A 15,646-nucleotide genomic window follows, 5' to 3' on the forward strand; every position below is an offset into this window, starting at 1 on the left:
GCTTCTATGCTGATTACTCAGCCTCACCGATGAGGGTAAACGCTGCCCATTGTTTAGGATTAGGATATTGTTTCATTGTTGTCAGCATTGCCTGACGTAGGGCAACGGCTTTGTCAGGATTTTGTTGTAAATTGCGGTAAAATTCTGTCATTAAAAAGGCTGTGGACTCATCATTAACTGCCCACAGAGATACCAGGATACTGGGAACTCCGGCAGAAATTAAAGAGCGAGATAAGCCAATGACACCATCGCCTTTTATGTCGCCGCGTCCGGTGTCGCAAGCGCTGAGGACGACTAAATCGGCAGAGAGTTTCATGTCGAAGATTTCCCCTGCGGTGAGTAAACCATCAACGACATCACCCTCCTCTTGTCCCCCCTTACTAAGGGAGGAAGGGGGGTTAGGGGCGAGGGCTATAGCACCCGGTACCCCAAAGCCTTTAAAATCGTGGAGTAAGCCGTGGGTGGCTAGATGAATGATGCGTGCCTGCTGCATTTTCTCCATCACTGTTGCTTTGGTGGCTTGGCTACCTGTGAGGGCTTCGGTGTTGAAGAAGTCGGCAATTTGATTCGCTTCTCTTTCTGCACCGGGGAGAGGAGTTAAGTTGGCAACTAATTCCCCAATTTCGATTTTGGGCATGGTAGGATTGCCGACAACTAGGACATCTCCAGTTGAGTTTTGAGTGTTGTGCTTCTGCTTGCGGGTTAAGTCGAGAACTTGGATTGCAGGTGCGGTGAGGATGGTATGTTTTTCTACTAAGTATTTGCTTTGTTCGTCTTGCAGAGCGGGGAAGGGAACGAGAAAGAGGGAGTCTTGCGGGATGAAGATGACTCGCTCGTTGGGGTCTTTGGGTAGCAAGTCGGTAATCGGTGCAATGAGGATTTGATGGAGTTGCCGTAATTTTTCGGTTGAGTTTTCGGATTGGGGATTGACGACGGTTACATCAAAGAGACTGCGACTTCTGACACCAATGTTGTCACGGCTGGTGGTAACGAGGTCTTGTAGGGATGTATCGAGGGATTTTAGGTCTACTTGCTTAAAGGCAGTTTCACCTGTGGGTTTGATAACCCAGATGTAGATAGCTTCATCCCCCATGGTGGAATACTGAACCAGTGTGGCTTTTTGTTTTTGGGCAATTTGCTTAATTTCTGGAAGGGTTGGGGGTTTTATATTAGCTTGATTACTGGAGTTTTGTGAGAGCTTGGAGTCTAATAACTCTACCAAAGCACGTCCACGACTGCGTTCGGAAATTTCTAAGGCTTTGTCAAATTTATTCTGTGCGACTAAGGCTTGTTGTAGAAAGCGATAGGTGTGATCTTGCTGTTCAAAAATGGAGATTTTCTGGTCATCTTTTAAGTCTCGTTGTCTCAGTGACTCCAGAGCCTCAATAGCTGCGAATAAGGTAGTTTCGGCTTGGGAATAGTTACCTTGAGCATTGTAAACTAACCCAATATTGTTGAGCGTTGTACCTTCTCCTCTCTTATCACCAATTTCAGTGCGAATGGCTAAAGCTTGTTGATAATTCTCCAACGCTTGTGGGTACTCTCCCAGGTCGTTGTAAACTGCCCCAATATTGTTGAGCTTACTACCTTCTCCTGCCTTGTTACCAATGTCTTGAGCAATGGCTAAAGCTTGTTGAAAAGACTCCAACGCTTGTGGGTACTCTCCCAGGCTGTGGTAAACTGTCCCAATATTGTTGAGCGTACTACCTTCTCCTGCCCTATCGCCAATGTCTTGGGCAATGGCTAAAGCTTGTTGATAATTCTCCAACGCTTGTGGGTACTCTCCCAGGTCGTTGTAAACTGCCCCAATATTGTTGAGCGTACTACCTTCTCCTGCCTTGTTACCAATTTCAGTGCGAATGGCTAAGGCTTGTTGAAAATACTCCAACGCTCGTGGGTACTCTCCCAGGTCGTTGTAAACTGCCCCAATATTGTTGAGCGTACTACCTTCTCCTGCCTTATCACTAATTTCAGTGCGAATGGCTAAGGCTTGTTGAAAATACTCCAACGCTTGTGGGTATTGTCCCAGGTTGAGGTAAACTGCCCCGATATAGTTGAGCGTTGCACCTTCACCTTGGCGCTCTCCAGTTTCTCTGAAAATAACAAAAGCAGTTTGAAACGTCTCCAAAGCTTCTCGAAACTGACCTTGCTGATACTGCTGAACTCCTACTTGGTACAGGCGAAACGCCTCGTCATTCCGTTCTTCTCTTGTCTGCGCCTGCGCCAAAACCGCACCACTTCCCCCACTATTCCCCACCCCTGGTAACGGACAACTCACCCCAATGAGTAAGGAGGCAGTAACAACACTAAGACGGTATAAATGACGATACATAGACAACTTTCTCTATTAAATTAATGGGTTAGCAAACTGCTCGTACATATCTCCCCTACGGAGAAGGTTATGCAAAAAAATCACTCAACTTATCGAGAGACGAATGCTCAATTGTATGCGAACTCTCCACACTCGCTCAGAGGGTGTTTGAAAAGTGTCATTTGTCATTCTGAGCGCAACGAAGTGGAGCGAAGAATCTCTGTGTAGCGTTGCGGTTCGAGATGCTTCACTACGCTATCGCTCCGTTCAGCATGACATTTTAGACTTCTCAAACATCCTCTCAGCTCACCTCAAATGTAATGGACAACGTCGCAATCTCCGCCGTACTGATATGCCTCGCTCTCACAACCGCAATACTGCGTTCCTCACTCAAATCCGCCAACAAATCCCCAACTACCTCAACAGGTTCCCTCAACGCCAACGCCCCCTCACTCCGATTCAACTCTTGCGCTAACGATACCAAGGTTTTAACCGCCCTTTCCATCGGCGTGCGGCTAGCAATTACCAACGCTTCAGCCCTTCCACTTTCCCTCGCCTGTAACCTCAATTGCTTCGGATCGCCAATCGTTAAAGTGCGCCCTGGATCTAATCGCATCCCTTCATTAGACGTGGGATAAAGATAGGGAAACACTACCACTAACCCACCAGTTGAGTCAATCAACAGCGTTGTCAGATACAGAGGTTCGCTTTCCTGGTTCGTGACGCGAAACTGAAACAGCTTTTTTTTGGGTAAGCGGTTGGGATAGACTGACTCTTGACTAGCTTGCTCCCGCCCCGTCGTCGTTCTGGCAAGTACCCGTTCCGGTTCTTCTACCAAATGCATCGACACTTCTACGTTCAGTTGAGAAGCCCGTGCGTTGAGCGTTTTTTTAATAATATAGGTAGCTAAAAACGATTTTAGTTTGGGTTCGAGACGTTCGATCGCACCAGTAACCGTTTCTCCCACCTCACCAAACGATCGCGCTACTGGGACAAAGGCTTCCGTAAATAAACCAATACTACCCACAGCCGGACGATTAGCAACCCCATCCCGTTGCAATTCCCGACGAGAATCGGCACTCACGCGACTGAGGATATATTGCACGCCCCCAGGGTAGGGAACGTTTCCCGGTTGTGCGGGAATAATTTCCGTCCGAGGCAGAGCCGCGATCGCATTTTGTAGTAGATTAATCTCACCCGAAAGTGACGGATCGACACCGAGGCGGAGGGTGAGATTCGCCGGAATAACGCGACTGTATTCTTGCAGCAGCATTCCCGGTTCCAACGCCCTTACTCCCCCCCGTTCCACCAACTTGACTTCCCCCCTCAAACCGTCACGGGATCGCAACTCTAGCTTGCCAGACGTCCGTCCCCCATCGTTTGCCATTGCAAATGTAGCACCCGGTTGGAAGGCTTCCAAACTTTCTTTCCCAACTCCCCCCAGCCATAACGTCGCCTCGTCACCCTTAACTTGGGTAATGACAGCATCCGCAGGAGGCACTTGTCGGTTAAAAAAGTAGATGGGACGATTGCGATCGCCATCCGCTAACGGCACTTGACGAGAAAGGGACTTTATGTTGTGAGCAATCTTGGCAATAGCATTCCCTACCGTATCCGTTTCCTGCCAGAGATACTGCGTCATCAGGTAGGTAAATGCCCCCGCATAAAAGTCACCTAAATAAGCATCCAAGGCTTCTTGATGGCGTTGCGCGGAAGCAACAATAACCCCTTTCGCCACTCCCTCACAGCGCTGACGCAGCAGTTCCGTTTCAGAAAGTTGCAAGCGTTCCATCCAGCGTTCTTGATAGGCAATTTCTTCCGGACTAGGTTGAAATCCATTCCCGGAAACGGAACGCACACGAAAGTTCCCGCGAGTACCGCCGCCAGAGTAACAACTATCCAGCACTGCCGTAACATTTTCAGTCTTTAACGCCGACATCAATAGAAATAAAGTGCGTCCCATGATGTCTAGGGCGATGCCATTTTGCCCGTCATCCGCCGGGACTAACGTGCTATTAAATTCATCGCTGACGAGTGGGTTGGGGCAATTTGAGAGGGAATTTGGGTCGTACAATCGGGAACCGTGTCCGGAAAAATGGAAAACAACGACATCTCCGGGTTTGGCTTGTTTAATTAAATGTTCTTCAAACGCAGTTAAGATTATCTGGCGAGTCGGTTGCTTGTCCGGAGTTTCATCACTTGTTAAGCGGATAATATCATGGGGATGGAAACCACAACGGTGAATCAGCAGGTATTCTTGCAAGTCTACATCTGTGACACAGCCTGCTAAATTGCCGAAGCGATCGCTATTGGGATACTGATTAATTCCGACTAACAGCGCCAACTTGCGTGGAGTATCTTGGGCGAGAACTTTAGCATAGCGATTACTTTTGTTGACAATATCCCACTGACTTAATACCAAACTGGCTAGAGTTGAGCCAGCAAATTGCAAGAAATGACGGCGAGAAATACGAGCCATAATTTTGGGATTACAAACGCTTAGTTGCTAATGCCAATTCCTGTATAGCTAAGATAAATCATTCATGTAAATTTCTTGCTCCCCTCTCCCACCGAGGGAGCGGGATTGGGGTGAGGAGGGTTCGCGAATCAAATCTGTTCGCTATAGATTCCCCTAAATTTTCAATTACATGGTCATTCTGCCTCCCCAATTAAAGTAAACGCTGCCCAAGCTCTGGGATTGTCGTGGTGTTTTTCCATCATCGCCAGCATCGCCATTCGCAAGGATTGGGCTTTATCGAGATTCTTTTCGTAGAAATTGGCATAAAATTCGGTCATCAATTCGGCTGTGGGAGCGTCGGGAACAGACCAAAGTGAGACAAGCACGCTGGGGACACCAGCAGAAATAAATGAGCGAGATAAGCCAATGACACCATCACCCGTGATGCGTCCGCGTCCGGTGTTACAGGCACTCAAGATTAATAATTCGGCATTTAGAGTTAGTTTGCCTGCTTCGTTGAGTGCAAAGATTTCTTCGGCGGTAAGCAGTCCGTCATTGTGGGGTTCGTTACCTGTTGAGGCAAGTGCTATACCACCGAGCAGGGGCTGCTGCTCGTTAAAAGTGCCGTGGGTTGCTAAATGAATGATTCGGGCATTGGGTAACTTTTGCATAATGGCAGGTTCGGTGGCTTGGGAGCCAATGAGCGGCTCGGTATTCAGCAGTTTAGCTACAGCAAAAGCTTCTTTTTCCGCACCTTTGAGAAGAGAAAATCCAGAAGGCATGGGGCTAGGATTGCCCACAATCAGAGCATTGTTTCCTGGCACCGCATCGCTGCGTGTCCCTATCCGTTGTCTTTGTTCCCGTGTAAGTTCCAAGGCTTGAATTGAGGGAGCGGTAAGAATAGTATGCTTTTCGACTAAATACTTACCGTCTGAGTCCATTAACGCCGGGAAGGGAACGCGGAATAGGTCTTGATGAGGAATAAAAATGACCCGCTCTTCTGAGTTACTGGGTAAAAGGTCAGCAATGGGTTGGATGAGAAGTTGATGAAGTTGCGTTAAGGATTTAGTTTGGCGTTGAGGATCGGGGGCAGAAGTTGTGAGAGTTACCTCAAAAATACCGTTGCGATCTTCGCCGACTCCCAAAGATTCAAGTGTTTCGGTAACGAGTATTTGTAGAGGCGAACTATCTGTAGTCGTTCCTGGCAATTTGAGATCGACCTGGCGAAACGTGACTTTGCCCTTGGGTGAAATAACCCAAATGTAAAGTGCGTCCGGTGAAACAAGTGAATATTCAACAAGTGTAGTGTTTTGCTGTTGAGCAACTTTTTTAATATCATTAAGCTGGAAATGCTTGATAGGCGGTGGTGTCTCTGAGAGCGGAGATAACCTCCTTCTTAATAATTCGACAAAGGCTTGCGTCCTCCCTCGCTCTGAAATTTCCAAAGCTTCATTAGTTTTATTCCGAGCAATGAGAACTCTTTGTAAACTCAAGTAAGTGTTGAGTTGCGTATCAAAAATCGAAACTTTCTGATTATCATCTAATCCACCCCGGAGAGATTCTAGAACTTTAATACCCTCAAATAGAGTACTCTCTGCTGAAGTGAGATTACCCTGACCGTAGAAAGCAAGTCCTAGATTATTCAGTGTCCTCCCCTCAGATTGAGAGTCTTTAATTTCGCGTGCGATTGCCAAAGTCTGCTGGAAGTAATCGATCGCTTTCGGATAGTCTCCTAGGTTCAGGTAGGCGAGTCCAATACCACCCAGTGTTATCCCCTCACCTTGATGGTCTTGAATCTGGCGTGCAATTGCCAAGCTCTGCTGAGAGTAATCAATTGCTTTTAAGTAGTCCCCCTGATTACGGTAAGAAATACTGAGATTTCCTAGTGCTGTACCCTCACCTTGACGGTCTTGAATTTGGCGTGTAATCGTCAATTGTTGCTGGAAGTAATCAATCGCTTTTGAGAAATCTCTCAAGCCTAGGTAAGCGGCACCGATATTTCCTATTGCTACACTCTCACTTTTACGCTCTTGAATTTGACGAGCAATTTCTAAGTGCTGCTGGAAGTACTCAATTGCTTTTGGATAGTCTCCTATGTGCAGGTAGGCTAGACCAATACCTCCCAGTGCCCTTCCTTCAATTTGAGAGTCTTGAATTTCCCGTGCAATTGCCAAGCTCTGCTGAGAGTACTCAATTACTTGCGAATAGCTTCCCAAGTTCAGGTAGGCAGCACCAAGATTTAACAGTGCCCTCCCCTCACCTTGACGATCTTGAATTTCGTGGGCAATTTTCAAATGTCGCTGAGAGTAATCAATCGCTTTCGGATAGTCTCCCTGGTAAAAATGAGCCATACCCAGATTTCCTAGTGCCTGACCCTCAATTGGAGGATCTTGAATTTCCCGTGCAACTGCCAAGCTCTGCTGGGAGTAATCAATCGCTTTCGGGTAGTCTCCTTGGTTAAGATAACCAGCACCAAGATTTAACAGTGCCCTCCCCTCAACTTGAGGGTCTTGAATTTGGCGTGCAATTGTCAAGCTCTGCTGGGAGTAATCAATTGCTTTTGGGTAGTCTCCCTGATTAAGGTATATAACACCGAGATTTCCTAATACCTGGCCCTCAATTTGAGAGTCTCCATTGGCGCGTGCAATTGTTAAGCTTTGTTGAGAGTAATCAATCGCTTTAGCGTAGTCTCCCAAATTAAGGTAAGCAAAACCGAGATTTCCTAATACCTGACCCTCGCTTACGCTTAGGGTGACAACAAGACCGAGATTTTCTGATGTCCATCCCTTGTCTTGACCATTTTTTATCTCCTGATCGATACTCAGTGCCTGTTGCCAAGACTGTATAGCTGCTTCAAATTGGCTGTTCTGAAATTGTTGAATGCCTTGATTAGCGTAAGCATTCTTGAGATACAACAGCGCAAATCCCTCGCTTAGACGGTCTTCTGTCTCCCTAGCAACTGCCAAATACTGCTGGTGATACTCAATTGATCGATCAATTGATCGAGCGTAGTCTCCTAGAGAATCGTAAGCATTACCGAGATCGCGCAGTATCAATCCTTCGCCTTGACGTTCTTTTGTCTGCTGGTAAATATTCAGTGCTTGTTGCCAAGATTGTAATGCAGCTTCAATTTGATTGGTCTGATACTGCTGCTGACCTTGGTTCTGAAGGCGAACGGCTTCTGCTATGCGAGGATTGCTTTCACTTTGCGCCTCTGCAAGATCGTATCGCACTATAGTTTCCAATTGGAAGTTTTCAATTTCCCGTGCAATTACCAAAGACTGCTGAAAGTACTCTATCGCTTTGGCGTAGTCTCGCAGATCTTGGTAAGCCTTACCGAGAAAACGCAGTATCCAGATCTCGCCTTGACGGTCTTGAATTTGGCGTGCGATTGCCAAAGATTGCTGAAAATGCTCTATCGCTTTCGGGTAGTCTCCCAGGTTACGGTAGACTAAACCAAGATTTCGCAGTGTCCGTACCTCGCCTTGACGGTCTTTAATTTCCCGGTAGATAATCAGTGCCTGTTGCCAAGACTGTAATGCTGCCTCAAATTGACTGGTCTCCGACTGCTCAATCCCTTGCTGAAACCGTTGGTCTGCTTCAGCTTTCCGGGCATCTGATGTTTGCGCCACCACTTCAGATTCCCTAAACGTCACCGGAAAATTTAACCAAAAAGATTGCAACATGATAAGTAGCACAGTGCTAGATGCAATCCAGAAAAATCGTTTCAATCCCATAGCCCGAACAATCCAACCTGAGTGTATAAGATAATTACCTACTCAAATATATCTTTGGGCTAGGGAACTTATGCGAACATCCAAGCAGTACCCTATCGAGAGGCAGACTCATTTTTTGTAGGAGGGTGAGCGCTCAAACCACTACGGAATACAATTTTAGCCTAATTATAGTACTTATGCACTAAAAACTTAAGTTTGAAGTGCTGCTTGAAGATGTCCCCGAGTTGTTTATCAAGGCTAAAGCCCTTACTACAAACGACGAACGAACGGAGAATATCAAACGGCGTTTTCCTCTCCTTCCTGAACATCGCCTAACACATCATCACTCCAATGCACTGGAAAACTATCACCCCTTTCGTTAATAAATTGATCCAGTTTCTCTAGGGCTAGGGGTTCAGGGAGTGGGTAACGCACCCGAATCGTCTTCTGTAAATCGGTATAGTAGTGCATAAACGTGGCAAAATCTCTGGGATATTTGTCCTCATCTACGCCAACAAACTCACCCCGCAAACGGGCGCGGTTGAGAACAGTACGCCAATCCTCAATTGAAGACAAACCGATGGAATCTGTTCCATGAGAAAAAAGCATCATGTAGATCTCATCATAAGCGTCTGTACTGTCTAAATATTGGTTTAGCCAATTGAAAGACACTTCTGTATTAAACTTCATCCAAAACGGGACTGAACCCGTTCGCAAAGTCCAAAACGGTTCTTGCAGGATAAATGATTCAACTAATAACCGATTGGAAACAATCTGACGCTGCTTGTACCACCACCGATAAAACTCAGCCACAAAGGGACTCATATCCTCCGGTTGCTCAAACGTGATCCGCCGCACCCGATACCCTCGCTGACGGGCAAAACGCTCTACATCCTCACGTAGGCTTGGCTCAAAGCCCCACTCCGCCTCCGGGCGATCGCGATCTGGGGTGGGTGGGTCCCATTGTCGGAGGGGTGACTGGTATTTCTCCAGAAACTGGGCAACTCGTTCGCCACCGTGGAGGAACTCTTCTGCTGTTGCACCGGATGGTGCGCCAAACTGGAAAATATGGCGATCGCTAACCTGAGTGGTGGGGAAGGTACGTTGGCATTCGACGAGAAAGATTGTCCCGCCTCTGGGTAACGAATTCTCCAAGAAGCGTTCGTAAGTTTTACCTAGGCGCAAGCGCTTGACGCGAAAATAGCTCATCCCCTGACTCGTCAACATGCGATTGTCAAAGGGTATTTTCACTTAGATCTCCTGTGTCACCATCTGCGATTTTGTTGCCTCTAGGAACGCTTTTGTTACACGGCTCAATTCTAGAGGAGCGCTGTAATTCAGAGTATGTCCGCCCCCAGGAATCACGGCTAATTGAGCTTGGGGCAATAGTTCCACGACTTCCTCTGCCCAATACGGTGGCACCAGCGGGTCTTTTCCACCGCGCACAACCAAGGTGGGGACTTGCATGTCGGGAAGCTTTGCCTCGATGCGATCGGCTAGGGCAATCTGGACAGTACAGATAGAGCGCAGTAAACCAGCTTACCAGTAATCATAAGCTTGAATCGGTGCTTGGGAGGAATCTTCATAGCGTGAGTCTAGAATCAATTGCCACAACTGTTGCCCGAATGTGCGGGCGTGCCGATTCATTGTCGGTCCCTGCAACACGGCTCGTTCGATGCGATTAGGGTGACGGATGGCAAACTCTACGATAATTTGGCAGCCGAAGGAATTCCCCAACATTGTCGCTCGCTCGATTCCTACGGCATCCATCCATTTACATAAGATATCGGCTAATTCAGGCAACTCCAGCATATAGTCTGGCTTATCACTTTCACCGTAACCAGGTAAGTCGGGTGCGTAAACATGAGCAACGGGTGCGAGTAACTCAGCCGTGGGCATCATATAGCGACTGGAAACCACCAGTCCATGGATCAGGATCATGATGGGAGCGTCTTCGGGTAGCGCCTCTGTGGATCTGCGATCGTGTATGGACAAACCATCAACCATTGTGTACTGACGTTGCAGTTTTTCTTCAGATAAACTCATTATTAAGTAGGTGGGCAAAATTAAATTTAACGGCGGGCATCGTCATTTGTCATTTGTCATTTGTCATTTGTCATACTCGCTTTTATCGAGAAGCAAGCTACGTTTATGTAAGGGTTGGAGGACAAGGGAACACGGTGTAACAGGGAACGGTAAGGATTTGACGCCTCTAATTAACGCCATTCTCCCGTTAAAAGTGGTTCAATGGGATGGCGTGACTTACGCATCCGCAGGTCATTCAGGATTTCAGCCGTACTTTCGGTTTCTGATTGTGGATCGAGTTCGATACCAAGTTCTTTAGAAACATCGGCGGCGGCTGAAATTAACACCATTTCTGCGCCACTGTAGTCGAGAAAATGCGGGGGGTTGGCGGCAATAAAACGATGATTTTTAAACCGTTTTTGCAGGTGTTGCGGGAAGTCAACTTTTTGCTCCTCTCCTAAGCCAGCGCCCTGCGGAGATGGTTTATCGGGATTTTTGATATTGAGAATATAACTTCCTTCCGGTTCGATCCGTAGTTCCTGCTGCGCTTGACCTTGTTCTTCCGGAAGTTCCAGGGCATAAACTAGATGAGTGTGATCATTGTGAAGCACCAGATCATAGACCCCTTCGCCAACGGAACGGGCAGCAGGTTGCTCTCGTTTGCCTCGGGTTTTTGTCTGATAGGTCTTTTCTCTTAAACCCTGCTCAATCTTTTTGGCGTCACTACTGACACTTTCGACAAAGCCCCAGGTTTGTTGCCCATGCTGGCTCACTTCTGGTAGTTGTTTTTGTCCGACTACAATCAGGCGATAGGATGCCTTTCCGTGAGGTTTCAGAACCATGTAGAACCGCTGCACATCATCAAGTCCTTCGACAGAATGTTCTTCGACTTTTGGTCGGTAGCAGAAGTAGATGTTGCCTTGTTCAAGAACTTCGACGTTGTTCTGTTGATCTCGATCGTTTGCCATGAAATTGCTCCTTATAGGGTTGGCATAATTGCCAGAACATCAGTCCAGTAATAGGGGTTGACAAATAAACTAAAATGTGAATATTTTGAGTAATCTTTTTTATGTATTACTCAACTGAGGCTCTCGGCATAGTTTTTCGGTGAATTCTTGTTGTTGATCACACTTCAGCATAAACATACGCCTGGTCAAAAATACCCTATCTTTAGGCTGAAATAACTGTAAGTCGGTTGATGGAAATAAACGGAACTATGTTAATTTCTGTAAAGACAAGCCTCAAACCCTTACGAATGACAAAGGACTGAACTACCAGAAAAAGGGACTTCAGAAGGTTTTGAGATGCATTTTGAGAGGCGATGTCGGTCGATTTGTGAACTGGTAACAGTCTTCTCAGCGCGGCTCTATGGCGCTCGGAGTCGCAAGAATAAGAAGCTAATTGACGGTGTTTCAAGTGCAATCGAAGAATCTCAAAAATAATCTACCCAATCCCTTGACGTTGGGGAGATATGTCCACATAGTAGAGGAGTAAATTGCCAGTTTGGGTAGATATGGCGACAATTATTATTGGACACAGGCTATTTGCCAATAGTGAAGATGAAGCGAAGGAAAAAGGATTACCTTTGCTCGAGAATCTTTGGGAACGCCTTTCTAAATCACTGGAAGCGGTTAAAAAAGACTGCTTAAATCGTTACCCAGACTTGATAATGGAGATCTCTAGTCTGGAAAAAGAATTTGTTGATTTTGACCAGTGGGACAAACAGGATGGTGAAAAAGTTTGGGATTTAAGTTACTGGGCTGAGGTGAAAGCGACCTCCCCCGATGGTGATCCAGAATGTGATTTTGAGATTGATCAGTATGACCAATGGCAAAAGCTTGGAGAGCCGATGTACAAGGATGTCTACGAGCCTCTTTATGATTGCGACTGGTCATCTATTAAGCCTTTTTGCGATGCGGATAGCGACACTATTGGTGATATTGTCTCTGTTCAGTTTGACGCTGTAAAAGCTGTTGATAGCTACCACGGCGGAATTCATTTTTACAATAATAACGAATGGCTATGAAAACTTACGCAACCGATAAATTGCCTGTCATTCTGCAAAATTTCATAGCTGATTACAGCACTTGCCATTCCAGCAAATTGCCCTTCAGGATAGCCCGAAATGTACGCAGCAAAAGCAATGGCTCCAAACTGTGAAATCCATTTTAACCTCCAGAGTTTCCTTTGCCTCAGTTACTGAGTGCTGAAACTTTTGTACACTTGATTGAAGAACTCAGAGAGCTTACCCTCATCTAATTTGCCATTTGTGCGAACCCCACTACAGACATCCACGCCAAAGGGTTGAACGGCTTGAATCGCATCCTTGACATTCTCTGGAGTGAGTCCACCCGCTAAGAAAACAGGCACGTTGACCAATTCCCGGATACGTCGGCTAATCGTCCAATCATGAACTCGCCCGGTTCTGCCCAGTTCTTTCTCTGGTAACAGGGGATTCCCCGAATCGAGTATCAAGGCGGAAACAGAACGGGCAACGGCTAACGCTTCCTCGATCGCGGCTTCGCTGGTGACATGAATGGCTTGGACAATGGCAATTCCAGGTAATGCCTGACGTAAATCATCATGGCTTCCCCACTGTAGGCGATCGCAAATCTGAATCGTGTTAACGCCTAGGCGTCGTTGCTGGGCAACAATTGCTAAGGTATCAAATTTACTGGTGAGTAGAAATGAAGAGACACCCGGAGGGACTTTAGTGGTGACTTGGGCAATCAAGCCTTCAGACACCATGCCCGGTCCACTGGGCATCTCGGATACTAAGCCTATGGCAGCAGCGCCATAACGAATGGCGAGATTGGCTTCGTTCATGCTACTAATGCAGCAAATTTTAACTCTGGGTCGGATTGTTGGTTCCATCAACTTCCTATGAAAAACGTTCTGATATAAAGGTTTGAGGAGAAGGCGAACCGACCCAATTGAGTAGAGGGCGACCCGACCGTCTGTAGGGGCGGGTTTTACCGATACCATGTAAGCAAAAACTGGTAACTTATGTAAACCCGCCCTATTTCTGGTGTTGTTAATTAGGCTAAGCGGGTCGCCCCTACCTTGTTGATGATAACTCTATTCCGAGACCAATTCGTTTTAGCCAGAGGAACGATCAACCCATTGGAAAAATAACTGGCTTTGTTGAACATCCTGATTCACACCATAACTGGTAATGGTTAGCGATCGCAGGTGGTCAAATAAGGGTTGACCAATGAGTTCTACCACCCGCAAAATGGGAAACTGACGCTCAATTAAGGGTTGGCTCTCTAACCAGTTTAGATAGAGATACCCATCATTTCGAGTCGGTAAAGCCGCGATCGCGTTCTGGAAGTCTAGGTTTTGAACCAGGGAATCCTTCACCCCATTCAGCGCCGCGTCCATCGCCTCAATGGATGTGGCAAACACTTCATAGTCTCCCACCGTGGTGTGAACCCCCCGAACTTGGGCTTGTAGACTTAACAACCCATCTTGGCGATTCTTCAGCGCTTTCGCTGTCACCAACTTCGTCCACGCCGTCGTCGTGCGATCGCCAAACGGGAGTTCTCCCACATTGAGTCCCTGCTGTTTGGCGACGATATCCAAATGCTCAATCGCGTCAATTGCCCGATCATTATTAGCCGTTTGCGCCACAAAAATCCAGTCGGGATTCGGTTGATCCGGTCGAGGAAACAGGGATAGGGCATAATCCCCTTCCACCCAACTGAAAATCTCTTCTGGTAATTGAATTCCCCAACGAGACTCTAACTGGGCAATTCCTTGGTCAAGTAAGCTACTTAGACTCTCATCGGTTTCCAGTCGGGTGGACAGTTGTTCCCAAAATTGGTTTAAATTCACCCCAGCAATTGCCAACCCACTTTGGGCGGGAACGTACTGGAGAGCATCAACAGGTTGGGACAGGACTGGGGTAATCGGTTCTGGACTCGATTTTGACCGAGGAATCGCCGTTTGTGCTAACAACCCCTGACGAGTGAGGGACAAGGTAATCGCCAAGCTTTTGGACACCTCAAATGACTCGCGATTGGGAATCGGTTGATTAGAAATCCAAGCGGCTAGGGCGGGTAAATTCACCACGCTGAATCCAATTCTTGGTTCTGTCAAACTTTGCAGCAGTTGTTGATAATCGAAATTTTCTGCCAAACTCAAATCAGGCACTTGTACTGTATTAATCGCATTCCGCAAGACCTTAGGGTGATTGGCATAGAGGACAAAGCGATCACCCACAATCGCGCTGGTTAAGGTATCCGGGATAGGACGAGAGTCTGTATCCTTTGCTACCTTTTTCCCTGGGGGATTCGAGGATTGATAAATTAGGTTGACCCCTTGATAGGATTCAACGACTAAATCGGCTGGGTCGGTAATCGCGAGTCGAGAATAAACCTGTTCCTGCGCGGCTTCAGGATCGTTGGTCGTAAAAACGAGTAAATATCCCGGTTGTGCCGCATTTTCGGGATTCCGGTCAACGTCTAACGACGTTACCGCCAGGGTCAGTTCATCATCAATCCAGGGTTGAATGTCCCGTTGATAATCCAGTCCTAAATTCGCCAGCAGACTATTTTCCAGTTGCTTAAATTCCGCGATCGCACCTCGTCGCTTCTGGGGTGGAACCACCACTTGCCGCAATGCTGCCAAACGGTCTGGATTCACGAGCAACGATATCATGGCAGGGGCTTGTTTCGGCACAAAAATCGCCGCCGTGGGAGTCTTGACCTCCTGTTCCTGCAATAGAGTTAGGGGGCTGTGGGCGCTAACCCAAAACCAGCCACCGCCAGCCAATAACAGCAACATTACCACACTGGCTGCTAAGGCATAAAAAAACGAGCGTAGTTTCATTGTCATTTGTCATTTGTCATTTGTCATTTGTCATTTGTCATTTGTCATTTGTCATTTGTCATTTGTCATTTGTCATTTGTCATTTGTCATTTGTCATTTGTCATTTGTCATTTGTCATTTGTCATTTGCGCTCGCTCCTTACCCTATCTCCTCTTATGCGCTTTTGTGTTTCTTACCTTTCTTACCAATTTTCCCCACACCCCACACCCCACACCCCACACCCCACACCCCACACCCCACACCCCACACCCCACACCCCACACCCTTTGCCAATCTTAAGGATATCGGTATTCTGGTATGTAT

Annotated in this window: 10 protein-coding genes and 1 pseudogene; 2 read left to right on the forward strand and 9 right to left on the reverse strand. The window is 47.0% G+C overall.

The window, feature by feature from the left end; genetic code table 11:
- Positions 1–13: 13 nt before the first annotated feature.
- From RIG66_RS08700 to RIG66_RS08730, 7 genes are all read right to left on the reverse strand, one after another.
- Positions 14–2,332 (reverse strand): CHAT domain-containing protein, encoded by a 2,319-nt coding sequence (locus RIG66_RS08700; RefSeq protein ID WP_446377116.1) that lies wholly within the window; start codon positions 2,330–2,332, stop codon positions 14–16.
- A gap of 280 nt (positions 2,333–2,612) precedes the next feature.
- Positions 2,613–4,790 carry a caspase family protein gene (locus RIG66_RS08705; protein WP_446377118.1) on the reverse strand — a complete coding sequence of 726 codons (2,178 nt, stop codon included), beginning with the start codon at positions 4,788–4,790 and terminating at the stop codon, positions 2,613–2,615.
- A 173-nt stretch (positions 4,791–4,963) separates the two neighbouring features.
- Positions 4,964–8,455 (reverse strand): tetratricopeptide repeat protein, encoded by a 3,492-nt coding sequence (locus RIG66_RS08710; protein WP_446377120.1) that lies wholly within the window; start codon positions 8,453–8,455, stop codon positions 4,964–4,966.
- A gap of 327 nt (positions 8,456–8,782) precedes the next feature.
- On the reverse strand, positions 8,783–9,736 hold the full coding sequence (locus RIG66_RS08715; RefSeq protein ID WP_446377122.1) for a hypothetical protein: 954 nt from the start codon (positions 9,734–9,736) through the stop codon (positions 8,783–8,785).
- Complete coding sequence (locus RIG66_RS08720; RefSeq protein ID WP_446377124.1) at positions 9,737–9,952, reverse strand: alpha/beta fold hydrolase; 216 nt, start codon at positions 9,950–9,952, stop codon at positions 9,737–9,739.
- Positions 9,953–10,024: 72 nt separating this feature from the next.
- Positions 10,025–10,531: an alpha/beta fold hydrolase gene (locus tag RIG66_RS08725; protein WP_446377126.1), complete on the reverse strand. Its 507-nt coding sequence runs from the start codon at positions 10,529–10,531 to the stop codon at positions 10,025–10,027.
- Between the two features lie 170 nt (positions 10,532–10,701).
- Positions 10,702–11,478 (reverse strand): hypothetical protein, encoded by a 777-nt coding sequence (locus RIG66_RS08730; protein ID WP_446377128.1) that lies wholly within the window; start codon positions 11,476–11,478, stop codon positions 10,702–10,704.
- A gap of 369 nt (positions 11,479–11,847) precedes the next feature.
- Between RIG66_RS08730 and RIG66_RS08735 the strand changes: the two are divergent.
- Positions 11,848–11,952 (forward strand): annotated as a pseudogene (locus RIG66_RS08735) (IS607 family transposase); the annotation flags it as partial.
- Between the two features lie 53 nt (positions 11,953–12,005).
- The gene (locus tag RIG66_RS08740; RefSeq protein WP_446377130.1) at positions 12,006–12,536 is read left to right on the forward strand and encodes a hypothetical protein; all 531 of its coding nucleotides are present in this window, start codon (positions 12,006–12,008) and stop codon (positions 12,534–12,536) included.
- Between the two features lie 170 nt (positions 12,537–12,706).
- Here the strand turns inward: RIG66_RS08740 and RIG66_RS08745 are convergent, their stop codons facing one another.
- Together RIG66_RS08745 and RIG66_RS08750 are read right to left on the reverse strand one after the other, a co-directional pair.
- Entirely contained in the window at positions 12,707–13,384 is a 678-nt protein-coding gene (locus RIG66_RS08745; protein ID WP_446377132.1) for a phosphoribosylanthranilate isomerase, read from the reverse strand.
- Between the two features lie 225 nt (positions 13,385–13,609).
- Positions 13,610–15,349: a DUF3352 domain-containing protein gene (locus RIG66_RS08750; RefSeq protein ID WP_446377134.1), complete on the reverse strand. Its 1,740-nt coding sequence runs from the start codon at positions 15,347–15,349 to the stop codon at positions 13,610–13,612.
- Positions 15,350–15,646 lie beyond the last annotated feature (297 nt).

The sequence above is a fragment of the Coleofasciculus sp. E2-BRE-01 genome, assembly GCF_040221695.1.
Lineage (GTDB): Bacteria > Cyanobacteriota > Cyanobacteriia > Cyanobacteriales > Coleofasciculaceae > Coleofasciculus.

Bases quoted from the DNA above. Each gene is read 5' to 3' on its own strand.
- RIG66_RS08700 (WP_446377116.1), bottom strand. From the start codon at position 2,332: ATGTATCGTCATTTATACCGTCTTAGTGTTGTTACTGCCTCCTTACTC.
- RIG66_RS08705 (WP_446377118.1), bottom strand. From the start codon at position 4,790: ATGGCTCGTATTTCTCGCCGTCATTTCTTGCAATTTGCTGGCTCAACT.
- RIG66_RS08710 (WP_446377120.1), bottom strand. From the start codon at position 8,455: ATGTTGCAATCTTTTTGGTTAAATTTTCCGGTGACGTTTAGGGAATCT.
- RIG66_RS08720 (WP_446377124.1), bottom strand. From the start codon at position 9,952: ATGCAAGTCCCCACCTTGGTTGTGCGCGGTGGAAAAGACCCGCTGGTG.
- RIG66_RS08725 (WP_446377126.1), bottom strand. From the start codon at position 10,531: ATGAGTTTATCTGAAGAAAAACTGCAACGTCAGTACACAATGGTTGAT.
- RIG66_RS08730 (WP_446377128.1), bottom strand. From the start codon at position 11,478: ATGGCAAACGATCGAGATCAACAGAACAACGTCGAAGTTCTTGAACAA.
- RIG66_RS08745 (WP_446377132.1), bottom strand. From the start codon at position 13,384: ATGGAACCAACAATCCGACCCAGAGTTAAAATTTGCTGCATTAGTAGC.
- RIG66_RS08750 (WP_446377134.1), bottom strand. From the start codon at position 15,349: ATGACAATGAAACTACGCTCGTTTTTTTATGCCTTAGCAGCCAGTGTG.